Source organism: Streptomyces venezuelae, from assembly GCF_008642275.1.
Classification (GTDB): Bacteria; Actinomycetota; Actinomycetes; order Streptomycetales; family Streptomycetaceae; genus Streptomyces; species Streptomyces venezuelae_E.
On record NZ_CP029189.1, the window covers coordinates 6996999 to 7020909 of the forward strand.

Genomic DNA, 23911 nt, shown 5'->3' on the forward strand with positions numbered 1-23911 from the left:
CGTAGTAGCCCGGACCGTGGGGTCCATGTGCGTCGAAGCGGAGGGTCCCCTCGGCCGTGAGGAACCTCAGCGCGCGCTGTACGTGGTGCGGAAGAAGTCCGAACTCTGCGCCGAGCAGACCAGTAGGCAGAGCCTGCTCCGGCACGTAGTGGCTGGCGCGGATCCGGTCGCGGACGGCACCGTGTAGGGCCCGGTCGCGGGGGTGCGGTTCCCGCGGGCGCAGTCGTACCGGCAGAGTCCCGGTGTGCAGGGCGATCTCGCCCCGGGCGTCCAGGCGCAGGAGCCCTTGGAGCACATGCTTCTCCGGCAGCCCCAGGGCCCTGGCCAATTGCTTGGTGCTCGGGAGAGACGCACCTGGCGGGCACGTGGTGGTGACGTGCCGGTGCACGATGATGCAGGCGCGGTCCAGGACCCGCATGCTCTCCGGCCTCGGCGCAGCGGGTGGAGCGGTGTTCATACCGAGGCCGCCGGAGGTGTGACAGCGGCGGGCCCTCTGGACCATTGCCCGGCCCACCTGGTTGGAGCGGAGCCCGCTGACGTCTCGTCGGCGGTCGGCGCCGAGGTCGTGTCGGAGGGAGCCGGGTCCAGGACCTCGTCAACGACCTCTCCCGTCATCCAGGCCAGTCGGCGCAGGAGGCCAAGGTCCTCGGTGTCGCGGCGCAGCCGGTCGTGGACCTCGCGAAGGAGGAAGCGTGCTCGCGACCGAGTCTGTTCGGTGAGCCCCGTCCGGATCTGGCGGGAGGCGCGGTCCGTCAGCGAGCCGAGGGACACCGCCACGCTGGCGGTCAGCGGCCGGACGTCGCGCGGGTCGAGGGCATCGTCGAGGACCCGATTGAGGGTGTCCCACAACTGGCTGTCCTCGCCGGTGATGTCCTCGTATCGCGAGACTGCGAGGGTGCGCAGTAGACGCCAGGCCATGGCTTCCGCCTCAGGCGCTGTGTGAAGGGTCCCGGCATGCGCCCCAATGCCCGGCCGTGAAGGCGGAGAGGGTAAGCAGGCTTGCGGTGCGGGGATCGGGAGCGACAGACCCACGGAAACTCCTCGGGCAGAAATGGATGTCGGGTGCCAGCAATGGGCGGGGGAGCCGGCGGTCACCAGGTGCGGGGCGCGGTGTGAGGCCCCGGCGTGCCGCACGGTCTCGTGCCGGGTCTCGACCGCCCCCACGGGGCATGGCCGTGGAGGGTCCGGGACGTCACCCGGCGGCGCACTGCGTACCGTGCGACTGAACAAGGAGTCGCGGACCAGTTCCGCCTCAGAGTCTTCGAGCCCGGTCCAGTGGACCTGAACGTCAAAGTCGGGCAGCGTCACGAGCGATCGGTCCTGGCGCGTGCGATCGGGCAAGTGCTTCCGGTGCGAGCTGCGCACGCCGGCTGTTCGGCGATCAGTAGGTAGGCGCTGATGACCTTCCCCTTCCCGTCGGGTCTGGGGGAGGCACTCCAGTGGGCGGTCAACTGCGTGACGATGGACAGCCCGCGGCCGTGCTCCGCCAGGGTGCCCGGGAAGGTGACCTTTGGAATCGGGGGCGCGGGATGGGGGTCCGCTACCTGGGTGATCAGAGCTTCTCCGGGGACCAGGGTGAGCGCGACCATGCATTCGCTCGTTGAAGGGTCCGGATTGCCGTGCGTGACGGCATTGGTGACCAGCTCACTGCAGACCAGCGTGGCAGCGTATTCCAAGTCCGGATGGCCCCACCAGGCCAACTGGTCCGCGACGAAGTCCCGTGCGGTTTTTACGGATTCAGGGCGGCTGGGCAGATTCATACAGGCCGAGACGGCGGTGGCTGAGGCCAGTGCCTTGAGCATGTTGTCGCGCGTGATCTGGTGGGAGTTCATCGCTTCACCTCGTTCCTCTTCCGCGGTCGTGGACGGTCTTGCAGAGCGCTCGGGTGGCCGCCGGGGATGGCCGAACTGCAGCCAACGAAGTGGCTCTTGCGGCTACCGTTACGCTCAGCGAACCGTGATTCACTCGGCGTGGGTATCCCGTGGAGGGTGCGGTACCGCGTAAGGCGCGTAAAGATCGTTTCGTGGACGGGGGCTTCCGGTGCCGCGTGAGCGCAACATCCTGCTGGAGGGCGTGCTGCGGCAGCTTGGCTGGTCGCAGGCCACGACCGCCCGGCATCTGCAGCGTGTGGCGGCCGAGGTCGGTGCCGACGACTTGAAAGCGGTGTCGGCCTCGCATGTAAACCAGTGGGTTCGCGGATCGCACCCTGAGCCGTCGGCGACCCGTATCTTGTGCGAAGCGTTGTCGCGAGGGCTGAGCAGCCGAGGGACCCATCGGGTCGTCACGGCAGCCGACATCGGGCTTAAAGACCCTGATGATAAGGCAGGTTCCGCAACCCGGGACAGCGACTCGATCGCACAGCTCGTCGATCTCGGGGGGACCGACTTGGACCTGGAGCGCCGCCGCACCCTGAAGGGTGCAGCCTTCTCTCTCGCGGGGATGTTCCTGCCGTCCGACCGATGGTGGCAGGACACCGTCACTGCAGCTCAGTCGCGGAAGCCGTCGGACGCATGGCACGTCGGCCCGGACGACGTAGCCGCCGTACGGGAAATGACGCAGCTGCTTTCTCAGCGTGAACAGCGCCGCGGCGGCCAGGACGGCCGCTCCGCCCTTGTGGCCTATCTCCGGACCGACGTCGCCGGATATCTCGGCGGCCGATTCCCGGATCACCACACGCGGCAGGAGATGTTCACTGCTGCCGGCGAACTGGCCTACCTGGCAGGCTGGACCGCTTTCGACTCCTCCGAGCACGCCCTCGCCCAGAAGTGGCTCGGTGTTGCCCTGCGGCTGTCTGCCGAAGCCGACGATGCTCCTCTGGCCGGACATATCCTCCGGGCCCAGGCGCACCAGACCCTAGACCTCGGTCATCCCACACAAGCCCTCCGACTGGCCGAGGCCTCCGTCGCCCACCGCCGCTACACGGATGCGAGCCCGCGCGAACGCTCCCTCCTGGGGGTCGTTCATGCACGCAGCCTGGCGGCAGCCGGCCACAAGCAGCAGGCCATTGCCGCTCTGCTGCGTGCCGAAGACGACCTGCGCCACGCTGAAAGCGGAGACGGCGAGCCTGCCCGAGTCTTCTTCTTCTCCGAGGCAAGCCTCGCGCACGAAACGGCCCGCACCCTGCAGGGCCTCGGAGATCTCCGCGGTGCTGAACGTGAGTTCCAGCGCAGCGTCCGCACCCGCCGCGCCCAGCCTTTCGCCCGCACCCACGCGGTCACCCTCGGCCTCCTGGGCGCGGTGCAGATACAGCGCGGAGCTGTCGATGCGGCCTGCGCCACCTGGTCCCAGGCTCTGGACACCATGCAGGGAGTCCAGTCCGGTCGGGCTTTGGACACCGTGGTCCAGATGCGCCGCTCCCTGTCTCCTTACCGAGGCCGCGGAGGAACGGCGCTGGCCCAACTGGACGACCGCGCCCGTACGGTGATCGGCCGGGTATGCTGACCGCGCCATCACAGCACTGGCGCGGACCGGGGAACCCCCAGGCCTTGCTGGTAGTCGTAGGGGAGGATTTCGTGGACGACCCGATCACGTTGGAGGCCGTTGCCCATGTCGTCGGCGGCCACGAGAAGCCGGCCGATGACTACCAGGGCGGAGTCGAATCGATCATCCGCCTTCGCCCCGACCTCCCGCTGGATACCTTGCAAGGCCTTGAGGAGTTCTCCCACCTGATCGTCACCTGGCGCTTCCACCTGGGATCCGATGCCGATCTCCACCTCGGAGCCCGCAGCCCCCGGAACAACCCGGAGTGGCAGCCCACCGGCACCTTCGTGCACCGAAACCACCGGCGTCCCAACCGAATGGCGACCAGCTTTCCCCGGCTGCTCAAGGTCGAAGGACGGGATCTGCACGTTACCGACCTTGACGCTGTCAACGGCACCCCGATCTACGATCTCGGCCCCTACTTCGAGCAGATGGGACCCCGCGGCCCCATCACCGCCCCGGCCTGGCCGGCGGTGATGCTGGAGCACTACTGGGACCCTGCTGCCGAGCGACCCTGACCCTGGGAAGGAGCAGAGGACGGTGCCTGCTTGCGTCTCCATGCCCCTGACGTAGCGGGGCTCAGCGCCGTGGCCGCCAGCGAGTGAACACGCACTGGTCGGGGCCGGCGTTGACTCCGAAGGGCAGACCGATTCGGTCGAGGAGGAATCCCTGGCCGGCGGCGTGCACACCGTACCCGCAGCCGGTGTAGAGGCTGCCCAGGTCCCGTTCGGTCTCGAAAGACCCGTACAGCAGGAAGTAGTCGAGCTGTTCGTAGACCTGCCAGGCCCGTTTCATCAAAGTGCTGGCAATGCCCTGGCCACGGGCTTCATCGGCCACTGCCAACCCGTGCACCTTGCCGATGGCCACGCTCAGCGTCAACGCCTCCACGTCGCTGTACCCGTGGTCCAAGGCTCGTTCGATGACGGTTCCGGGAGCAGTGACCGACAGGACGCCGACCGGCCGGTCCTGTCGGTCGGCGGCCACCAGGGTCAGGCTGACGCTGGCCATCGAATCGGCCATAGCGTGCCCAGCGGTACGACGTGCGAAGTCCTCGAAGAACGTTTTGGTGGTGCCGTCCAAGCCGTTGAGGAGAGCCGCCCCCGCCGTGCCTTCCTCGATGGACGACCGAAGGGCTGGCATGAGCCGGACCCCGGCCGTTCCCAGCAGCGCGTCCACGACGTCCGTGTCCGCCGCCGTTGCCAGTCGTACGCGGGTGCTCCTGGGGGCAGGCCAGCCATCCCGTAGCCGACCAGCAGTCAGTCGTACGGGCCTGCTGCTGCCCTTCTTCGCCACGCGCTTGGCCACCGACGACCCCCTGGAAGCAACGAACAGGAACGGCGCTGAGCGCCACGAGGATGTTGTCCATCGCCAAGGGCGTTCAAGGAGCGTTTACCGGCCGAATGTGTACGACGTGTCGGCCAGGTAGTTCGGCACGACCGTGTCGCACAAGCGAGATCGCGGCGCGCTCGGAGCGGCAGGCGCTGACCCCGTCACCTCCTGACCTGAGCGCGCCCAACACGCTGCCCTGCTCGCCGGCGTCTGGCCCCCAGCCACAGGAAGTGCGGCACCTGGTCACCCGGTTCGATTTCCGCCGCAGAACGAGTGCAGCGGCAGCAGACGACGTCACCGGCGCTCTCCCGTGGCCGGAGCGCCGGTCCGCAGGTCTGTCTCCGCAGGCCAGCCCGGTTGGTGAGTTCAAGCTGCCAGGCCAAGGTCGAGGAGCTTCGCGGCTTGCCCGAGGGTGCCAGGCATGAGGTGTCGGTAGGTTTTGAACGTGATCTCGATGCTTTTGTGCCCCATCCACTCGGCTACATCCGTGATCGCAACGCCATGAGTTAGGCAGTTCGACGCGAAGAAGTGGCGCATGCTGTAGATGACCATGCCGTCGGGGATGTCGAGAGCCTGTGCCTTACGAAGGCGCTGCCATTGGTTCTGAAAGAAATACGGTTGGAATGCTTGGGCTTGGTCTTTAGGGTGTCGAAGTAGGTAGCCGTCGGTGGTGCCGTGCTTCTCGGCATGCCATTCGATCGTCTCTCTGACTCGCATCGGCAACGGGACGTCGCGATATTCGCCTTTCTTTCGATGTTTGATCGGGCCGTATTTCCGTGTGGTTTGGTTTACTTGCTCGGTGACTCGGTAGACGTCATCGGCCACCATGTTGTTCAGGTTGACCGCGGCGGCTTCGCCGTTGCGCAGGCCGCAGCCGCTCATGAGGTCTACGAGTAGGCGGAAGGAGTCGTCGCCCTGGCCGCGTAGCGATGCCAGCTGGGGTGCCGTAGGGATCACTGCGCGCGCGGGGGAGTATTGGGGATGCTGGACCCCAATGACCGGGCTTTCTTCGTAGACTCCTAGGCGGTGAGCGTCCAGAAGGATGGTGGCGAGCTTGTCGAAGGCGTTTGACTGAGCGGCTGAGCCTACGTCGTGTGCTTCCATGTGTCGCACGAATTCGTCCACAACTTTGTGATCGAATGAATCCATTCGTCGACTGCCGAAGAACGGCAGCAGATGACACCCAAGAAGCGAGTCGAGTTGCCTGACAGAGGACTCTGCCAAATGTCTTTGGCCACCTCGCCATTCGGTGGCGTACTCGGAGAACGTCATCCGTCCGTATCTTGTGGCGCGTTCCGCCTTTGACTGTCTTCCCGTGCCCCTCCTTGCCCGATACGCCTCGGTGAGCCTTCTCATGGCTGCGTCTTGGGTGGCGAATCCGGACTCCTGAGTTTGGCGTCCCGAGGGGTTGCGGTATCGGATCTTGTAATCGTGGGAACACTTCGACCATCTACTCATCGGGTGGTCGCAGGATTTGAAGAAGGTTCCCATTCCCCGGGGCAGGCTTCTTGCTGTCACAACTTCTTCTATCTGGTCCTGTGTGCAGTCGGTCGTGAACGTATTGCGTCTCTCAGTTGAGTGGGACGCTCTGTTGGTCGATCCATCTTTGGACCTCGGATACGCGGAACTGCATCTTGGCGTTGCGCCCGGTGCCAAACTTGTATGCAGTCAGGCCGACTCGGGCTGCCTCGCGGTACACCCATGGAACCGACATGTTCAGGTGTTGTGCCAGTTCCCTTACTGTCATGAACTGCGCTGGCATGCCGCTCCCTTCGTCGCGGACTGGGCGTTCTTGCTTTGCCATGGTCCGCAGAATCCCCGGTTTCGGAAACCGGGGATCGTCGGCTATGTAGGGAGGGCATCCTGCGCGTCGGGTACCTGTGCTCTTTGGAGGAAGTCTTCGACCGTGAGCGGCGTGCGGAGCGGTCGTGACCGTACCGGCTGCCGTGCCAGCGAAACACGCAGCCTCATGCGGTGAGCCCCAGGTCCAGGAGCTTGGCTGCGCTACCGATCGAGCCGGGCATGAGGTGGCGGTAGATCTTGAAAGTGATCTCGATGCTGTTGTGCCCCATCCATTCGGCGACGTCGGTGATGGGGATGTTGTGCCGCAGGCAGTTCGAGGCGAAGAAGTGGCGCATGCTGTAGATGACCATGCCGTCGGGTATGTCGAGATCGCCCCGTCGTTTCAATCGCTGCCATTGGTTCTGCAGCAGGTAGGGCTGAAAGGGCCGTGTGGGGTCACGGGGGTGGCGAAGCAGGTAGCCGTCGACGTTGCCGTACGTATCGGCGTACCACTCGATGGTGTTCCTCGTCCGTGCCGGCAGCGGGACGTCCCGATACTCGCCGACCTTCCGGTGCTTGAGGCGGTCGTACGTCTTCGTGGTCTGGTTGACCTGCTCCGTCACGCGGTAGACGTCATCGGCCACGAGGTTCCTGAGGTTCACTGCGGCCGCTTCGGCGTTACGGAGGCCGCAGCCGCTCATCAGATCCACCAGAAGCGTGAGGGTGTCGTCGCCGGCGACACGTACCGCCTGGAGCTGCTCAGGGGAGGGGATCACGGCCCGCTTGGGGTCGTACTGGGGAGGCTTGACTCCTTCGAGCGGGTTGTCGTCGAAGAGTCCCAGTCGATGTGCGTCGAGGAGGATCGACTTCAACTTGTCGAAGGCATTCGACTGGGCCGCGAGGCCGACACCGTTTCGCTCCATCATGCGGATGAACCCGTCGACGACCTTGTGGTCGAAGCTGCTCATCCTGCGGCTGCCGAGGGACGGGAAGATGTGGTGCTGCAGGAGTGAGTCCAGGTGACTGAGGGACGCCGGCGCCAGGTGTCGCTGGCCGTCCTTCCACTCCGCCGTGTACTCCCGCAGCTGCATGGGACCGTACTTCGCGATGCGCTCGGCCTTGGCGTTGTGCCTCGGAGCAGCTTTCCTGGCCTTGTAGAGAGTGGCCAAACGGTTGATCGCCTCGTCCTCCGTGGCGAACCCCGACTCCTCGGCCTGTCTCCCGCCGACGTCCCTGTAGCGGACCTTGTAGGGGTGGAGGCACTTGGCCCACCGGGAAGGGGAGTGCTCGCACTCCTTGAAGAAGCTGCCCATGCCTCGCGGGAGCGTCTTGGCGGCCATCGCTGCGGCCTCCTCGGATTCCGATGCTGACAGTTTGCTGACCGTCAGCGATCCGGGACCCATTTGACCTGCGAAAACGCTGTGCTGCACCGAGATGTTCTGGAACTGGATCGGGCGCAGCAACGAGGAGATCGTACAGGCCCGGAAGGACTGGATGGAGGGCACTCGCTATGGGGAAGTGAAGGGCTACGACGGCCCTCCGATCCCTGCTCCGGCACTCCCGCCGGGGCCCCTGAAGGCGCGCGGTCGGGTGCGCTGACCTGCACGTTTTCAGATCGGGCCGATCGTCCCGAGATCAGCCGGAGCGAGGGTGGCGTCCCGCGGAGATCGTTCCGGTGGGGCTCACGGCTGGGGTTCCCGGAAGCTGATTCCGCGGCTCCGTGCTCTCCCATGTGTGACCTGGTGGGGTCAGCTTTGCCAGGACCAATGCTGACCCAATGCTGACTTTGGTGACAGTTCGTCAGGTCTATGGGTGTCCCGCCATGAGGTTCTCGGTGGCGTTCGAAGCCCGGCGCTGCTCGGTACAACGTCTTGTACCGAGCAGCGGGTCTGGCGGGCGCTGGGCTCACGCGGCGTCCCTCGCGACGGGCGGCCGCCTCCGCGGGCCGAACGTGGAGTCGAAGGTGCAACAGCGAGTCGTGGGCACGAGCAGGTACGGAGCCCCTGAACCTGCGACCGAGTGGGGGCCGGTCTGCCCCGCCGCGAGGGCGTCGTGCGGCGTGAGAACGTCGAGGCTGTCGAACACGTAGTAGAGGGGCAGCACGGTCCACGCGACGAGCTGGAGGTGTGCGCGGACCGCAGCGCTTTCGATGGCGTGGCGGTGCGTCGCCCGACTAGTCATGCTGCTCTTGCAGTCGATCATTGCGACGTGGCCCTCCTTAGCGGCAAGGAGGTCGGGAGTCCAGCGGAGGGAGCTGTCCGTCCCTCGGAGTGCGGCTTGAACAGGGTGGGTGAGGACTCCCTGTCCCCACGGGTTGACCGCCCATCCGCGCGCGGTCAGTTCCTCGGTGATGCGCTGCTCGTGGGCGTCCCCCACGGCCTTCCTCTGTTGAAAGCTCGGCATGCTGTGAAGTGTTGCGCAGCTCGCTCCGGGCAAAACAAGGGGCGGATGCAGACCGGCCAGGCGGAACCGCGCAGAACCCGTCCGTCTATGTTCGCCGGCGTCCGCCTGAGTCCGGCTGTGTCTCACTGCGTCCGAACAACAATGGCTGGAAGTCGCCCACGCGGGGCACTGCTTTGCTCCGGTTGGGGTTGGTGCCAGCATGCTCGATGCGCCGCTGCCGGCCTCACGTTGACCACCCGAGGCCTTCGGGGAACGGGCCCGCTCCCCGAAAGCCTGACGGGAGTTGAGGTCAGCTGAGGCGGAGGCGGCGCAGCGCCATGACGGTGCCGTCGGGGTGGAGGGAGACGGGACCTCGCCACTTGGCGTCCCAGGGGTCGGAGTCCCAGGAGTCGCGAAGGTTGTGTGCCTCGTGGCGGTACTGCTCGACCCTGCCGTCGCGGAGGTGGTCGAAGAGGTCTTCCGCCAGGCCGGAGAACGCTTCCACGCGGACGCCGTTGAGGCGGAAGACGTGGTCGGTGCCTACGAACTTCTTGCCATGGATGGTGTGGGTGACGTCCTGGACGATGCCCGTTCCGGCGTGGGTGAAGGTCTCGAAGTGGCCCTTGCCCTGGCGCTTGGTCAGGTACTGGGCGGTGGGTTCGCCGCCTCCGGTGAAGGCCATCAGGCCGGCGGCGTCGGCCTGGGCGAGCACGCGGCCGAACCAGCCGCACTCCTCGGGGCGCACGTGGTAGCCGACCGGCGGTTCCTCGTGCGGGCCGGTCGGAGCGTCGATGCCGGGACGGATGCTTCGGTCTTCGACCGGAGGGTCGAGGTGGAGGTCCTTCGCATCCCAGAGGGTGCCGTCGCCCGGGGCCTGGAGCAGGTAGAGAGTGATGCTCTCGCTCTTCTTGGGGAGCGTGGTGCCGAAGACGAAGGCCGGCGTCTCGTTGTACGGGCCGATGTGGATGCCCTCCACGTCGGCGGAGGCGGTGGCAAGCTGCTTGTGCACCTGCGCGGCATGGCCGTGAGTGCCCTTGCAGGTGACCGGGATGACCCGCGACGGCTCACCCGGCTGCCACACCTCCAGGAAGAAGCCCGGCCGACGCGGGGCGCTGCTGCGCCCGGCCTCTTTGCCGGTCAGCGTCCAGCCGGCCCGCATGGCTATCTCGGCATCGATAACCGAGACCGAGTGGTCCGGGTACTGGGACGCGAGCACGCGTCGGGCGAGTGCCAGCGCGAAGCCGATGCCGAGCTCGCCCGACTGGGTGGCGGCGTAGTGGCGCCTGGGGTTGCGTCCCTCAGGGGACAGTGCCATGTAGCGGCCGTCATTGCCGGTGAGGGCCTGGCAGTACTTCAGGCTGGCCCAGTGCTCGGCGAGCCCGCGCCCCGCGCCTTGGCGGGCGAGCACGCTGGCCCGGCCCAGGGAGTGCAGGACGTCCCAGGGGGTGAGCTGGAGCGAGACGCCGAGTGGCTTGATGGGTAGGGGCCGGAGTTCTGGTTTGCGGCGGAGAGGGGCCTGGCCCTTCTCCCGCTTGGCCTTGTCGTCCGCGGTAGCAGCTTTCGCAACGCTGCCCGCGAGTTCCGATGTCGAGTGAACGGCCACGTTCCACGGCTGCGCGAGATCCCTCAGCACGTCTGCTCGCTTCAAGCTGCTTTCCCCCTACGTTCGTACGGGTGTTACAGGCCAACGTCGCAAGCTACGTGGGGGAGTAGGGGCGCATGAAGGGCGTAAGCGCGCACATTACCGATGTCGGCCCCCACCCTTGGATGGGGGCCGACCAGTCAGGCGTTGACCTGTGCTGCGTCGACGTCGGCGTTGCATTCGGGACTGGTCCGGTACGGGTAACGGCCCGAGCGGATGACCATCGGCATTCCTCGGCCTCGGCCGCGGGGACATCGGGTCGTCGTTGAGCACGCGCCCGGCCCGTCGAGTGGGCGGCCCGCAGGGATCGAGCCATGGCCGACGGGCGCCCTTACTGACACGCGTCGCCTTGCCCAGACTGCTGATCGGAGATGGGGAGGTATTGGGTGGCGGTACGCAAGAGGCGCCGGTCGGCATCACGGAAGCGTCGGGAGGCTCGGCTCAAGGCGGGCGCATGGGCCGGCGTCGCGGTCCTGGCGTTGCTCCTGACGTTCTGGTCGGCCATCTGGCCATACCTGGTCGGACTGTTGCTGCTTGGGGCTGTCGGCGGTGGCACTTGGTGGCTGTGGAGGACGGACCGTTTCATCCGGGGCAGTGACCGGCGGTGGCGTCACGAGGACGCGGTCAACGTCGGCCATCGAACGCTGGCCGAGGTGGACCTAATGGACGGCACCCAGTTCGAGGATTTTGTGGCCGATCTCTGCAGGCGGGACGGATGTACGGAAGTCCGCCGTGTCGGCCGCACGGGTGACGACGGCGCCGACGTACGCGGACGGCTGCCCGACGGCCGCACCATGGTGATCCAGTGCAAGCGCTACCACCCGAAGCGGAAGATCTCCAATGGGGAGGTCCGCAACCTCCTTGGCTCGCAGGTGCACTTCAAGGCCGAGGTTGCCCTCTTCGTCACCACCACGTACTTCAGCGGCCCCGCCGAACGCTGCGCCGTGCAGAACGGTGTCGTAGCCGTCCATCGTGATCACCTCGGCCTGTGGAACAACGGAGCTGCGCTCCCGTCACTCACAGCGGTGAACGGAGCCGGCCAAGGGGACCGCCTGCACCGCGCCCTGCGCAAGAACACGTACGAGTAGCGCTGTTGGCGGGTGATTTTCAGCGGCCGCCGTCTTGGGCCTGGACGAGGGGATTGCGAGCGCGGAGGGAATCGGCTTCGATCCTTGGCCTGGGACTTCGCTGGCTTGGACGGGTGGGACCCGGCAGGGGCCGAAGCCATCGCTATGGCCGCTTTCAGAAGCGTGCCTCGATGTTTTCCGTTGCGTCGTGCCTGCACGTATCCGTACCCTCTTCTCAACGCGTCGACGGAGACGAGTAGCCATGGGTCAAGCGAGCAGAGAGAGCCGCCGGTAGCTGTGAAGGCGGACTCGCACCCATGGTGAAGACCCTCCCGAGCGCGGGGAGGAAAGGCCTTCGGGCCCAATGCCCCGCCGGTTCGCCCCCGTCATCGGGCTGAATGAGGCCGCCGCTGTCTGGCGGTGGCAAAGGCGTGGTGGCACCGCGAGTCCCCTTCTCGCCCACGCTTCCAAGGGATCATGACGACGCCCCTGGAGGGCTGCGATGATCCACACCATTAGCCGCGTACTGGCTTCCGAGCTACGCGCGCACCTCGACCAGACCGTCACCGTATCCGGCTGGGTGAACGCCCTGCGGCTGCAGCGCACGATGCAGTTCGTCATCCTGCGGGACCACTCCGGCATGGTCCAGGTGACCCACAAGCGCGACGGCGGCCCGCTCGAAGCCGTCCTGGAGTCCCTCACCCCCGAGTCCGCCGTCCGGATCACCGGCCGCGTCGTGGACGCGGCTCAGGTCAAGCTGGGCGGCCTGGAGCTCGTTCCTGAGTCGGTCGAGGTGCTGAACCGGGCGGAAACGCCGCTGCCGATCGACGAGCACACCGGCCCCGAGCACCGGCTCGACTGGCGGTTCCTCGACGTGCGCAAGCGGGCCACGGCGCAGATGGTGTTCGCCGTGCAGACGACCCTGGAGCAGGGGCTGCGCGAGTACGCCATGGCGAACGGCTGCACGGAGATGCACACGCCGAAGCTGATGGGGACCGCCTCGGAGTCCGGCGCGGAGGTGTTCAAGCTCGGGTACTTCGACCGGTCGGCCTACCTCGCGCAGTCTCCGCAGTTCTACAAGCAGATGGCCGTGGCGGCCGGCATCGACCGCGTCTTCGAGATCGGGCCCGTCTTCCGGGCCGAACCGTCGTTCACCTCCCGGCACGCGACCGAGTTCACGGGCGTGGACGTCGAGCTGTCGTGGATCGACGACGTCGAGGACGTGATGGCGTTCGAGGAGCGGATGCTCGCCCACGCTATCGCCAAGGTCGCAGAGGTCCACGGTGAGGCGATCCGGGAGGTCTTCGGCATCGAGGTCGTCGTGCCGGAGGCCCCGTTCCCCAGGGTCACGATGGCCGAGGCTCAGGAGATCCTGCGGGCCGGCGGCTGGGACCCCGAAGGCGTCAAGGAGGACCTGGACCCGGAAGGTGAGCGCGCGATCGCCGCACATATGAAGGAGCAGACCGGGCACGAGTTCGTGTTCCTCACGCACTACCCGGCCAGTATCCGGCCCTTCTACCACATGCGTCCGGCAGACCGGCCGGACCTCACGCTCAGTTTCGACCTGCTCTGGAAGGGCCTGGAGATCACCACTGGGGCCCAGCGCGAGCACCGCTCCGACGTGCTGCTCAGGCAGGCCGAGAAGAACATGGACACCGGGCCGATGCAGGACTACATGAACATCTTCCGCTTCGGCTGCCCGCCGCACGGCGGACTCGGTGCCGGCCTGGGCCGGATCCTGATGGTCATGCTCGGCCTGGACTCGATCCGCGAGGCCGCGTTCCTGTTCCGGGGACCGAACCGCCTCCGAGCTCCAGCTCCTTGACGCGATGAACGTCCGTCCAGGCGTGCCCGCACCCGAGATCGTCCAGCGACGCGTCCAGCCTTCCCCATAACGGGTGTACGGCGGTGTACCCCATCAGCCCCCTCATGCGCCCCACCGCCAGCGTCCCCAGCCCAAGACGCCCTCATGCCTCTCACCCCCGGTGCGCACTCCCCGTCATCCTCCTCCCGGCGTAGAACGACATGTGTCCGGGCTGGCGTCCGCTTCGCGCGACACTCTCCGTTTCGCGCCGCGCGGACGTGTGCGGTGGGTGCTGGCAGGGACGACGACAGGACTCGGCCCTCAAGATGTTTGGCCAGTTCCGATGTGAATGACGGCAGTTGAGCCGTCCAACATCCCGGCTTCGGTCAAATCGTCGCCAACCCGACTAGTGTGTCCATCTGTTCGACTGGACCGGAAGAGGTCGGGGATCAACCCGTCCGCGGTCCCGGCCCTGGTGGCTCACTGACGGGTGCGCGTAGATTGTGATGCGTGGAGGATTTCCCCTCGTGGCTTACAGCCGCGCGCAAAGCCAGTGGATGGTCGCAGCAAGATCTGGCGCTGCGCGTTGGAGTGGCACAAACCCTTATCGCGGAGTGGGAGCGCGGGGTCACGGCGCCCAGCTCAGACGTCCTCGGGTATATCCAAGAGATGCTCGCAGTCGGTCGTGGGGTTGGTGATGTCCCAGCCAGTACAGCGGCCGTCGGTCTGCCACGGCGTACGAGCCTTCCGTTCGTGGTTCTCGACGAGTACGCCTTCGAGTCGTTCTGCGCGGACCTTGCTCTCGAACTGTTCCCAGGTGCCCATGTGCAGAGGTTCGGCTCTCGAGGGGAGAAGCAGCACGGCATTGACGTGCGCGTAGTGACTGTGAATGGGGAGCGTATCGGCATCCAGTCCAAGCACTATGCCCAGTACGGGCCTGCGCGGTTTGCCGCCGCAGTGAAAGCGCTGGACCACGCCGAGGCCTGCGTGGACCGCTGCCTCCTCTTCGTCACGGCCACCGTTAGTGTCAAGGTTCAGCAGGCAGCGGCGAATGAACCAGGATGGGAAGTTTGGGACGCCGATGTCCTCGCACGGAAGGTGGGCTCGCTGGACCCTGACGCCGCGGTCCGAGTCGTCGACAGGTATTTCCCTGGCCATCGCGAACCGTTTCTCGGAATCTCGGGGCCCTCGCCCTGGGAGACCGCCGATGAGGCCTTCGGCAGGTTCGGGCAGGGTGACCGATTCTCGCACCGTTGGAACCTTGTGGGTCGAGATGCCGAACTGGGGCAGATCGCTGCATTCGTTCGTGGCGATGCTCCTGACGCGTCCGCCATCGGTCTAGTCATTGCCGCAGCGGGAGCCGGCAAGAGCCGTCTGCTGAAAGCAGTCACCCAGAGCATCGAACGCCCGGAGGAAAGCATTCCCGCCATGTCGGTACGGGTGGCTCCCCGTGAGCCCATCACGCCGCAGGCGTACGAACTCCTGCCCCGTTCACCTGGCCTCCTCCTTGTCGTAGATGACGCGCAAGACCTCGGCGAGCAGCTGCGCTCCGTCCTAGCTGGTATTCGCCGCGAGCGCCCCGAAGCCAAGATCCTGCTTGCGACTCGCCCCTACGGGATGCCCGCCGTTCGGGAAGCCCTGCGCGCCCTCGGCATCGACCACACCTCGATCCCCACCTGGCTCCTGGGGGAACTCTCCGTCACCGAGGCCGCAGCACTGGCAACGGAAGCTCTCGGTCCCAGCAAGGCTCATCTCGCCCTCGTGCTGGCCCGCGCTGCAAAAGACTGCCCCTTGATCCTGCTGACTGCAGCAGTGCAGCTCCGCGACGGCACGCTGAGTACCTCTGTACTGAATACGGACGAACACATCCGACGTCAGCTCAGCGACGCCTTCCTGCGCGCAGCCGTCCCCGCCTCTGTGTTCCCAGACACCCGTCTTCGCGACGTGCTGCGAGCGATCGCCCTTCTTCAGCCCTTCCGGGAGGATGCCCCTGATCTCCGGGAAGCCCTCAGTAGCATCACTGGCCTTCCCTTCTACGATGTCGCACCTCACATCCAGGCCCTCGAGCAGGCTGGCCTGCTCCTTCGCCGAGGTTCGTCCCTTCGAATCGTGCCAGACCTTCTCGGTGACGCTGTCCTTGGCGAAGCCGCACTCCTCCCTGCCACGGGCTCTTCCACCGGCTATCTAGAACACGCCCACGCGTTTCTCGGCGACAAGCAAGAACCCCTACTCCACGCACTGATCAACACCAGTCGGGTTGAATGGCAGTGGCGTTTGGACCAGGTTCGAACGAGCGACCTTGTCGAACCCCTCTGGTCCGAGGTAGCCGACTCTATTCTTCGAGCTGACCCCGCGCGGCAGGTGCAATTCATGGCTTTTCTGCGCCAGGTCGGAGTATTTCAACCTGAGCGAACTCTCGCCCTAGTGCGTCAGCTATACGACCGTGATGCTGGAGTCGCTCTGCGTGGCGCGCTGCCTCCAGTCCTCGAAGCGGTGGCTCACGACCCCGGGCATACCGAAGAAGCCTGCAATCTGCTCTGGGCCCTCGGCAAGGACGATGTACGCACCCTCAACGCACACCCTGACCACGCCCTGAGAATCCTCACGTCGCTTGCCTCATACGAGGTTGGCAAGCCGCTCACGCAGCAGCGGACCGTCATCCGCGCTGTCGCCCGTTGGGTAGCCGAAGCAGAGTCATCCGTTCACCCTCGGATGCCCCTCGAACTGCTCGATCCCGTATTCGCATCCGAAGCCGAGTCCACGACGCAGGAGGGGTGGACTCTCACCTTTCACCGGATCGCACTCTCAATGGAATCGGTCTGGGAAGTCCGCCGCCAGGCACTCGATCTGCTTTTTCGAGAGTACGAACAGGGAGATGCCCGGCGGTCCGCCCGAGCGGCGCTCACCTTCGAAGAAGCCCTCCGTGGCACCCACGGGGCAGGCGAATCGTACGTAACCCAACTGCTGAACGAATTGCGCGACCGAACGCGTTCGACCAAGCCCGGGCCCTTGGCCGCTGTCGCAGTACAGCAGGCTGTCGAATGGAACTTCACGTACGGCTCTGACGACAACAGGCACGCAGCCCGTGAGGTCGTTGAGGCCCTTTCCACATCGACCGCCCACGACCTCGCCACCGCCCTCCACACCAGCTGGTGGACCAAAATCCGGCGTAGCCGTCACCACGACGACGCCGCGGACGAAGAGCTTTGGGACGCTTGGCTGCGTGCCACTGCCGAGGCCACCAACCCGCAGCCGGCCGAACAGATCTGGCAAGAGATCCGCGCCGTACTCTCAGATGGGTACGACGTGTTCGGATATCACCCCGAGCACGCCCAGCCGCTTCTTTCCCACCTGCTCGACAGCCGCCCGGAGCTAGCCCTCTTGATCTGTGAAGACGTGGCGGATTGTCCGGAACGCGTACAGCAGGCTGTGCTCCCCAGTGCCTTGGCCGCCCTGCTTCGCACTGATCCGGAACGCGGCATCGAAACGGCTGATGCGCTCACCACGACAGGGCGGGCTTCGCTCAAGCGCGCCGTGGCCACCGCGCTCACGGAACGCCGACCAGGCCACCAGGTCCCGCCGGAGGCGCTCACCATCCTCGGCCAGGTCCTTGCAGGCGATTCCGACCCTGTCGTACGACGGCTGGTCATTCAAGCCGCAGGTGTACTTGCCCGCAGGGACATGGCCGCGGCGGTCGACCTGGTCTGTGCACCCCCCTTGCTTGGCTCCGCCGAGGTGGCGGAGGAAGTTGCCAGAGCGATCACCTTGTACGAGTGGCTGTCCTGGGAGGACCTCCCAGCCGATCGGCGCTCCAGTTTGCTTGACGAGTTGTGCCTCCTTCCGCGTCTGGACGACTATCAGATCCAGAAGCTGCTGGGCCGTCTGTCTTCCGACGAGGTCTTGACGTTGCTCATGGCCCGTGTTGAGTGGGCTGAGCAGACGATGGACCACATTGCCGGGTACGCCCCCCTGCCGTACAAGTGGCACCTTCCGCTGGATCTCTCCACGTCGCCAGGGCGCATCGAACGCCTCCAGCGAATTGTCGAGTGGACGGCTCAGCCGGAGCCCGGATCCCGCCTCGCTGCCCGCCGTGCCTTCTATGCTCCCGGCCTCTTCCGGACTGCGGCCCAGCCTGTAGAGCAAGAGGTGAAGCAATTGCTTCTTCGCCACCTGGGATCCGACGAAGAACGAGAGCGGCAAGCCAGTGCTGTCCTCCTGCAAGCGCTGGGGTGCGACGTAGTCTGGCAAGACCCCAGTTTTGTCCGGGAGGCCCTCCGGGCAGCTGCAGCAACATCCGACGAGCTCGTCCATCTCGCCGAAAGTGGACTGCGCATCGCGATAACTGAAGGAGTTCGCACAACCACTCCGGGTGAGCCCTACGTCGAGGACGTCGAAGCGCGGGACGCTGCGGCACGCATCATGCCCACCTGCGAACCGGGATCTCCTGAATACCGCTTCTACCGCTCGGTGAATGAGTCCGCGCAACAGGAAATCCGGTGGACCGTGGAGCGCGACATTGAACCCGACCACCGCACCTGGTGATGCCGACATTGTGCTGCTCTCACAGTCGCAGCTTGAACAGCGCCCTAACCCCAGCGCGTTGGGCCACGCGATCGGTCTTGGCGGATTGTTAGGTTGGCGGTGCTTCCTCCGGTGGGGTGCCAAGCAGCGTTGTGGCGCCGACGCGCTGGCAGCACAGGCCAGCCAGCTCGCGGTTCAGGAGTCGACGTCGATGCCGAAGTCGACGGCAAGGCCCGCCAAGCCGGTGTCGTAGCCCTGGCCGATGGCGCGGATCTTCCACCACGTTGTATGGCGGTAGAGCTCCACCGCGATGGCGACGGTCTCGCCTGACGCGAAGGGCTCCGGAGAGAAGGACAAGGTGCTGCTGGAGTTCTGGGTGATGTCTGCCCGCCAGGTGGTCCGATGGTCGAAGACTGCGGTGGGTTCTGCTTCGAGATCGATGCTCACGATGATGTTGATGCGGCTGACGTCGGCGGGGACGCATGCCAGGTCGGCGGTGATGGTGTCCTTGGCAGCTCGAATTCCGTCTTGGAGAGGATGGTTGTAGAAGACGAGATCGTGGTCGTCGCGGACTTTGCCGTTGCGTGCGAGGAGAACCGCAGATACGTCGACGGGCGCGCCGGCAGTCGTGATGTGGACAGAAACAGGCTCTGTCTGAAGCGGGGCGTTGGCTCCCTTGGTCAGGTGCCGGATCTGCCCAATTTCGCTCCTGCCCTGACTGTGCTCCTCCCGGAGTGCTGGGATGCCCAATGGGGGAGGGAGCGGTGCGGGGGAGGCGCTGCCGTTGGTGAGGATGGAAATCGCGCGCTGCAGGATGGGCCAGCCTTCGGCTTCCTCGCCAGGCCAGGGCCACGCCAGGCGCTGGGTACCGAACTGCTTGGCACTGGGCGGCTCGCCGAGCGCTTCCTGAAGCTGGAGGTAGCGCAGGCTCTCAGAGGCTAGGCGACTGAGCTGCCACTGCCGTCTTGACTCTTCTGGGTTGTCCATCATGGTGTCGTGATCGACGGGCTTGCCGCCCAGCGCCTGATAGACGCTGCGTGCGAAGTCGTAGCCGTCGCCGCGGAGCAGGCGCGTGGGGCGCTCCTGCTGGGTCGGTGCTGGCTCACCGATGGCGGTGTACAGGGCGCCCAGGTCCCCGCCGGTCCAGTGATTGGCCGCGGTCGTGGCGAACTGGGCGAACTGGATCAGGGTGGGTGGGCGGCCCTTGGCCGCAACGAAGCGGTGGTGAGCGCGGGCTACATCCTCCAGCTCGGTACGCCAGAGCTGCTGGAGGTAGGTGTCGAGATACTTGTCGGCCCAGGCCCGTCGGTGGCGGGTGACGATGTCGCGAACTCGTTCGAAGCCTTCACGGCGGGTGGTGAAGCCGATGCTTGTCGTCATGGTGATGGAACCGAAGGACGTGTCGGCGGACAGCTGGGTGTCCTTCGTGATGGTCTCTTCCGGACCAAGGTGCTGTTCGGCGTTGCGCAGGTCGTCGAACAGGCGGGGGTCGATCGGGCAGCCAGCGGCCTGCAGCGTGCTGAGTGGCCGGCTGTAGTAATCGGCGACCCCGGACAGGGGCGCGCGGGAGTATGGGCCTTCGCAAACGAACCAGGCTGTGAGGGCCACCCCGTGCCAGAACTCCACGGCCGGGCCGAAGGCATCGGCCATCACTTGGTGAGGCAGGGGATTGCTGACGATGCTGCGGGATTGGCGTTGCAACGTCATGGTCGCCCACAACTGGTCTACCCGCTCATTCACGGTAGAAGGCATGACCTGCCGGTACAGCTGGGGAGTGGGCCCGCGGTCGTCGCCGGACAGAGTGATGATCTCCTGGTCGACCAGCCCCCACAGGGACCGCATTCCTGGAGCTTGCACGGTGTGGGCCTGGTCGAAGGCTACCCACCACTCGCGAAGAGCCTCCTGGCGTTCCTCAACAGGGGAGAGAGATGAGGCGCCTCCGAGGAATGCCGCGAGTACGGCATGGATTTCGTCCTCCGGGATCCCAGCCTCGGCCGCCATGTCCGCCGCTTGGGATGCCATGCCTACATATAGGCGCGGTTCGGGCAGCGCGGTGATGACTTCCTCGTCCGCATGAGGGGCTGCCTGAAGGTAGTCCAATACGGCCAACCAGTTGCCTGCAAAGTAGCCGGAGACCACTGGCTGCAACGCGCGCGTCAGCACACGGCGCGCCAGGGGCGTTCCCCTCTTCGCCTTCTTGGCGAAGCCCTCCATCAGCGGCTGTAGCTGCCTCATGCGGTGGCGGGCAACGAGCTGAGTGAGGTCGCCGGCGGCAAGTGAGTGCATCAGTTCAAGACGTGCATCTTGCTGTCCGACCCGGTCCAGTGCGTGCCAACCGCCACCAAAACGGAAACGCGCGAGTACATCGCCATCAAGCCCCAGATGGGCGAAGCGTTCCTCTACCCCGGACCACAACTGACGTTGTTCCTCGGTCGAACCGACCGGGCCTGCAGCGCGGATACGGACAGGCTCCATCAAGGTCTCGAACAGAGGGATCAGCAACGCCCACAACAGCACGGTGTCAGCGTTCTCCACTGTGCCGATGTGGATGTTGTCGTCTGCTGCCATCGTGAGGGCGTGAACGGGGCGTTGACGTATCAGATGGGGCAGGTTCACGGCACCTGCCTTCAGCGACAGCTTCTGCGGGAGGTACCAGGCACCGCGCTGCTGCTGTGCGTGGACCCCGAAGGCCGCCGTGCAGAGGGTTCGCTCCTCGGGCGTGAGCCCCACGACCTCGATGGCGTCCGACACCTGCGTTCCGTTGCGCTGGATGACGGTAGCCACTGCCTGGCCATTGAGAGCGCCTGCCAGGAGTCGAGCGGTGAGCATGTCGAGACCGGCGAATCGCTCTTGCTGCCCCGCAGCTGACTCCAGGGCCAGGGCGTCAGAGGTACTTGCGTCAGTGGCCTGGTGCCACCACCCCAGCTGGTTACTGGCCACTGGTCAGCCTCCGTACGTATTCCACGAACTGCTCGAACGGCATGGGGGTCGCGGTGCTTTGTGCGTACACCGCGTAGCGTTGGGCCATCAGCTGCAGCTCCCGCTCCGCCCGCCTGGCCTCCACACGGTCCAGGCCATGCACCACACGCTGCTCGACACGCCCCTGTTCGTACAGCACGAACGCATCCATGCCGACCGGGACAGCACTAGACGACTCCGCACTTCCGTTACCGTCGCTGGCTTGGGTCGCATCCAAGAGTGCAGCGGCGTCGATCAGCGGAGCGTCGAGCAGAACCGCCGGATCCATGTCGTTGTTGATACACATCGCTTCGAGATGTTCTTCGAGGCCCAGCTCGGCATGGCAGACCACGTCTAGGTACTGCTCGTCTGCCGGCCGGCTGGGGTGGCGTAGGACGCGCACGCCGCGCCCGACGAACTGGTAGAACTCGCCGAAGCTGCCGTATGGCCGCACGGGCACGACCACGCTGATGGGCGGGAAATCATAACCCTGGCCGAGCATCCGTAGCTGCACGATGCCCTGGAGGTCACCCGAGTCGGATTCGAACCGGCGTCGGGTTGCGGCGATCGCCGATGCCGACATGGTGTGGTGCAGGGTGCCGCACGGGATGCCGTGAGCCTCGGCGATGCGCGCGATCTGTTGGGCGTGGGCCTCGCCCATAGCCGAGAACAACACCCGAGGCTTGACCGGAGCGAGTAGCTTGGCCTGCGCGTCCAGACAGGCCCGTGTCACTGCCATCACCTGCCGGATCGGGGCGTCGGACTGCGCAGTGATCCGAGCCATCTTCCGTTCGTCCCCGAGTGCCGCGAGCAGCGCTTGACGTCCCACGATCTGTTCGCGCCGCCCGTCCGGCCACACGGCCTCATACACCGTCGCCGCCGTATCGGGGGCGAACCTGTGCACCCTTAGGTTTTTCGCCGAGCCGTCGGCGACGGAGTCCACCAGCCGGTAGCGGTAGACGACGTCGGCGTCGATGGGCCTGCCGTCCAGACGCTTGAAGCATGCCGACATCAACAGGGTCCGAGCATGCCGGAAATGGGCGAACAGGCGCTGGTAGGAGTCGCTGGCAGCGATGTGCGCCTCGTCCACAACGATGAAGTCGACATCATCCGGATCCAGCTTGGCCAGCAGATCCCCGGGCTTCTCTCCCGTACCCAGAGCATGGAAGTTCGTCACGAGAATGTCCGCGGCCAGCAACCGCCCGCGGCTTACCTGGCTGATCTGGGTCTCGTCCGCATCCAGCACCAGCGTGTCCGGAGGACGCGCACCGGGCAGCAAGGGTCCGTTAGCCAGTCCGTACAGGACGTTGCCTGGCACTCCAGGGTCGAGGGCCTTGGCAAACGTGCCGCGGACGACCGAGCCCGGGGTCACCACGAGCGCCCGCTGCCTACTGAACGACAGGGCGGCCGCCACTCCCAGAGCGGTCTTCCCGGCTCCGACTGCCATCACGGTGGCCGCATGGCGGCCGCCGGACGCGTAGTAGTTGGCCAGAGCCGTCAAGGCTTCGTCCTGGCATGTTCGCAGCGGCTTCCGGTCTACCAGTGCACGGGTTCCGGTGAAGTAGGCCCCGTCGGGGCCCTGCTGGCGGAGGGGCGGATCGGCCGCTCGCATCGGATCGCCGGCCATGTCCGGGACCTCAATGCGCGGAGCGGCGATTACCAGCGGTGAGAGTGCCGAGTCGCGCCGGAGCATTGCCTGCAGCTGCGCGACGCAGCGCGCGGTATCCAGGCGGACGGCATCGTAAGAGAACCGCAGGACGGTCAACCCGGTAGAGGCAAGGTCGTTCTGCCGCAGCCGGTCATAGGTGAACGCGGTCCGGTCGCTGTGGAAGGCAAAGCCGTCCAGCTCGACAGCCAGTTGCAGTGATTCACCTGCGATGAGGTAGTCCAAGCGGTAGGTGCGCTCGTTGACATTAACCGGGTGCTGGCTGTGCACTCGAGTTACGATGCCCGGCTTGACGGCAGGAGTGAGCACCCACCGGAGGAACGCCTCTTCCAGAAATGAAGAGGAAGGGATCAGCCACGCCAGCCCTGCCGTCATGCCGACCCGCCAACAGAACTCTCGGCGGCCAGTGCTTGGGTTTTGTCCACTAGCCGGGCCACAACATCCTCGCCCTGCGAGAAGCGAGCCAGACGATGCGCCAGGGTGAGTGCTTCCAGAAATGCACCCTCGCGCTCCAGCAGGGAAATAAGCCGGGGTACGGAGGTCACCCGCACGAACGTAATCGGTTCGACGTCGGGGTCGAACGACACCGCCTGTGGCGCGGCTTCCATGAGCTCCAGGTCCAGTTGGGCAAAGACCTCAAGCAACTCAAGCCCCGGGGGATAGGACCGTCGCGCAGTCCACAAGCGATCGACCGCACCTTGCAGAACGAAGTGGTAGTCCATGGCCGAGCCCGGAAGCTCTAGTGCTTCCCAGACGCGGTCGATGAGCACCGCACCGCTTGCTTCCACCGGAACATGCTGACTCGCCGGGGTCGCGGAGGTACTGCCCCCAGGCATCGGCCACATCGGCGAGCCGTACGACTCATCTGGCCGAACGCTAGCGCGCGGCAGCGATTCGCGGACGACTCCCGGGCTCCCAGCAAAGGCCATGCCCGGGATTGCTGCCATACGTTCGAACCACGCCCTCAACGTCCCCCACCTCTGTGTCGGCTTCCGTGTAGCCCAGCAGACCCTCTCGGCTACGCAGCGCTCCATTGTCACAATCTTCAGCCTCGATGGCAGGCCCAACTGCCAAACCCTCCATGCTTCGGGCCATGCGCGATTCCCGGTGGAAGCGCGCAGGTGAGCGGCTGGGAGCCGTACGAGGAGGGATCCGACCGTCGCGGTACGTCAGCGACTGCCACCAGGACGCCACGAAACTGCTCGTGCAGGTCGGCAGGCATTGTGGGCGAAGTTCGTCCAGACTGCGGTCGGATTTGCTGGCCGTAATCCATGGAGGTT

At 65.8% G+C, this 23911-nt stretch carries 17 protein-coding genes and 2 pseudogenes; 8 read left to right on the forward strand and 11 right to left on the reverse strand.

Annotated features, from left to right (window positions below; all coding sequences use genetic code 11):
* Positions 1–25 precede the first annotated feature (25 nt).
* Complete coding sequence (locus DEJ51_RS34755; RefSeq protein WP_190620787.1) at positions 26–187, forward strand: hypothetical protein; 162 nt, start codon at positions 26–28, stop codon at positions 185–187.
* A gap of 266 nt (positions 188–453) precedes the next feature.
* Here the strand turns inward: DEJ51_RS34755 and DEJ51_RS31085 are convergent, their stop codons facing one another.
* Both DEJ51_RS31085 and DEJ51_RS31090 read right to left on the reverse strand, forming a co-directional pair.
* On the reverse strand, positions 454–918 hold the full coding sequence (locus DEJ51_RS31085; protein WP_150260956.1) for a hypothetical protein: 465 nt from the start codon (positions 916–918) through the stop codon (positions 454–456).
* Between the two features lie 386 nt (positions 919–1304).
* Positions 1305–1832 carry an ATP-binding protein gene (locus DEJ51_RS31090; protein ID WP_150260957.1) on the reverse strand — a complete coding sequence of 176 codons (528 nt, stop codon included), beginning with the start codon at positions 1830–1832 and terminating at the stop codon, positions 1305–1307.
* 208 nt (positions 1833–2040) lie between these two features.
* Here DEJ51_RS31090 and DEJ51_RS31095 point away from each other — a divergent pair, with 208 nt between their 5' ends.
* Positions 2041–3441: a Tat pathway signal protein gene (locus tag DEJ51_RS31095; RefSeq protein ID WP_150260958.1), complete on the forward strand. Its 1401-nt coding sequence runs from the start codon at positions 2041–2043 to the stop codon at positions 3439–3441.
* Positions 3442–3512: 71 nt separating this feature from the next.
* Positions 3513–3998, forward strand: a complete 486-nt coding sequence (locus DEJ51_RS31100; protein WP_223836049.1) for a TrmO family methyltransferase — start codon at positions 3513–3515, stop codon at positions 3996–3998.
* A gap of 61 nt (positions 3999–4059) precedes the next feature.
* Here DEJ51_RS31100 and DEJ51_RS31105 read toward each other — a convergent pair whose 3' ends face one another.
* From DEJ51_RS31105 to DEJ51_RS31120, 4 genes are all read right to left on the reverse strand, one after another.
* Entirely contained in the window at positions 4060–4656 is a 597-nt protein-coding gene (locus tag DEJ51_RS31105; RefSeq protein ID WP_223836050.1) for a GNAT family N-acetyltransferase, read from the reverse strand.
* Positions 4657–5175: 519 nt separating this feature from the next.
* A complete protein-coding gene (locus DEJ51_RS31110) occupies positions 5176–6081 on the reverse strand; it encodes a tyrosine-type recombinase/integrase (protein WP_223836051.1) in 906 nt (301 codons plus the stop codon).
* A gap of 298 nt (positions 6082–6379) precedes the next feature.
* Positions 6380–6613, reverse strand: coding sequence for a helix-turn-helix domain-containing protein (locus DEJ51_RS35925; protein ID WP_150260961.1), 234 nt, complete (start codon positions 6611–6613; stop codon positions 6380–6382).
* Between the two features lie 163 nt (positions 6614–6776).
* The gene (locus DEJ51_RS31120) at positions 6777–8054 is read right to left on the reverse strand and encodes a tyrosine-type recombinase/integrase (protein WP_223836052.1); all 1278 of its coding nucleotides are present in this window, start codon (positions 8052–8054) and stop codon (positions 6777–6779) included.
* On the opposite strand from DEJ51_RS31120, the pseudogene DEJ51_RS35380 reads away from it, so the two are divergent.
* Positions 8026–8190: pseudogene (locus DEJ51_RS35380) on the forward strand (pirin); the annotation flags it as partial. The gene DEJ51_RS31120 and the pseudogene DEJ51_RS35380 overlap by 29 nt on opposite strands.
* A 306-nt stretch (positions 8191–8496) precedes the next feature.
* On the opposite strand, the gene DEJ51_RS35385 reads toward DEJ51_RS35380, so the two are convergent.
* Together DEJ51_RS35385 and DEJ51_RS31135 are read right to left on the reverse strand one after the other, a co-directional pair.
* Positions 8497–8793 carry a hypothetical protein gene (locus DEJ51_RS35385; protein WP_223836053.1) on the reverse strand — a complete coding sequence of 99 codons (297 nt, stop codon included), beginning with the start codon at positions 8791–8793 and terminating at the stop codon, positions 8497–8499.
* 490 nt (positions 8794–9283) lie between these two features.
* The gene (locus tag DEJ51_RS31135) at positions 9284–10621 is read right to left on the reverse strand and encodes a hypothetical protein (RefSeq protein ID WP_150260964.1); all 1338 of its coding nucleotides are present in this window, start codon (positions 10619–10621) and stop codon (positions 9284–9286) included.
* A gap of 380 nt (positions 10622–11001) precedes the next feature.
* Here DEJ51_RS31135 and DEJ51_RS31140 point away from each other — a divergent pair, with 380 nt between their 5' ends.
* The 4 genes and pseudogenes from DEJ51_RS31140 (at position 11002) to DEJ51_RS31155 (ending at position 18028) form a co-directional block, all read left to right on the forward strand.
* A complete protein-coding gene (locus DEJ51_RS31140; RefSeq protein WP_223836054.1) occupies positions 11002–11703 on the forward strand; it encodes a restriction endonuclease in 702 nt (233 codons plus the stop codon).
* A gap of 481 nt (positions 11704–12184) precedes the next feature.
* Complete coding sequence (aspS, locus tag DEJ51_RS31145; protein ID WP_150260966.1) at positions 12185–13507, forward strand: aspartate--tRNA(Asn) ligase; 1323 nt, start codon at positions 12185–12187, stop codon at positions 13505–13507.
* Between the two features lie 489 nt (positions 13508–13996).
* A pseudogene (locus DEJ51_RS35930) lies at positions 13997–14128 on the forward strand (helix-turn-helix domain-containing protein); the annotation flags it as partial.
* A gap of 111 nt (positions 14129–14239) precedes the next feature.
* Positions 14240–18028 (forward strand): hypothetical protein, encoded by a 3789-nt coding sequence (locus DEJ51_RS31155; protein WP_223836259.1) that lies wholly within the window; start codon positions 14240–14242, stop codon positions 18026–18028.
* Between the two features lie 174 nt (positions 18029–18202).
* Here the strand turns inward: DEJ51_RS31155 and DEJ51_RS31160 are convergent, their stop codons facing one another.
* Genes DEJ51_RS31160 through DEJ51_RS31170 form a run of 3 tightly spaced genes read right to left on the reverse strand, consistent with a single transcriptional unit; the run spans position 18203 to position 23419 of the window.
* Positions 18203–20947, reverse strand: coding sequence for a TerD family protein (locus DEJ51_RS31160; RefSeq protein ID WP_223836055.1), 2745 nt, complete (start codon positions 20945–20947; stop codon positions 18203–18205).
* Entirely contained in the window at positions 20937–23006 is a 2070-nt protein-coding gene (locus tag DEJ51_RS31165) for a DEAD/DEAH box helicase family protein (RefSeq protein WP_150260969.1), read from the reverse strand. The genes DEJ51_RS31160 and DEJ51_RS31165 overlap by 11 nt, the downstream gene beginning before the upstream one ends.
* Complete coding sequence (locus tag DEJ51_RS31170; RefSeq protein ID WP_223836056.1) at positions 23003–23419, reverse strand: hypothetical protein; 417 nt, start codon at positions 23417–23419, stop codon at positions 23003–23005. The genes DEJ51_RS31165 and DEJ51_RS31170 overlap by 4 nt, the downstream gene beginning before the upstream one ends.
* Positions 23420–23911: the final 492 nt, after the last annotated feature.

Excerpts from the sequence above, each read along its gene's own strand:
- DEJ51_RS34755 (WP_190620787.1), top strand. The coding sequence starts at position 26 with ATGTGCGTCGAAGCGGAGGGTCCCCTCGGCCGTGAGGAACCTCAGCGC.
- DEJ51_RS31085 (WP_150260956.1), bottom strand. The coding sequence starts at position 918 with ATGGCCTGGCGTCTACTGCGCACCCTCGCAGTCTCGCGATACGAGGAC.
- DEJ51_RS31090 (WP_150260957.1), bottom strand. The coding sequence starts at position 1,832 with ATGAACTCCCACCAGATCACGCGCGACAACATGCTCAAGGCACTGGCC.
- DEJ51_RS31110 (WP_223836051.1), bottom strand. The coding sequence starts at position 6,081 with ATGACGTTCTCCGAGTACGCCACCGAATGGCGAGGTGGCCAAAGACAT.
- DEJ51_RS35925 (WP_150260961.1), bottom strand. The coding sequence starts at position 6,613 with ATGGCAAAGCAAGAACGCCCAGTCCGCGACGAAGGGAGCGGCATGCCA.
- DEJ51_RS35385 (WP_223836053.1), bottom strand. The coding sequence starts at position 8,793 with ATGATCGACTGCAAGAGCAGCATGACTAGTCGGGCGACGCACCGCCAC.
- aspS (WP_150260966.1), top strand. The coding sequence starts at position 12,185 with ATGATCCACACCATTAGCCGCGTACTGGCTTCCGAGCTACGCGCGCAC.
- DEJ51_RS31165 (WP_150260969.1), bottom strand. The coding sequence starts at position 23,006 with ATGACGGCAGGGCTGGCGTGGCTGATCCCTTCCTCTTCATTTCTGGAA.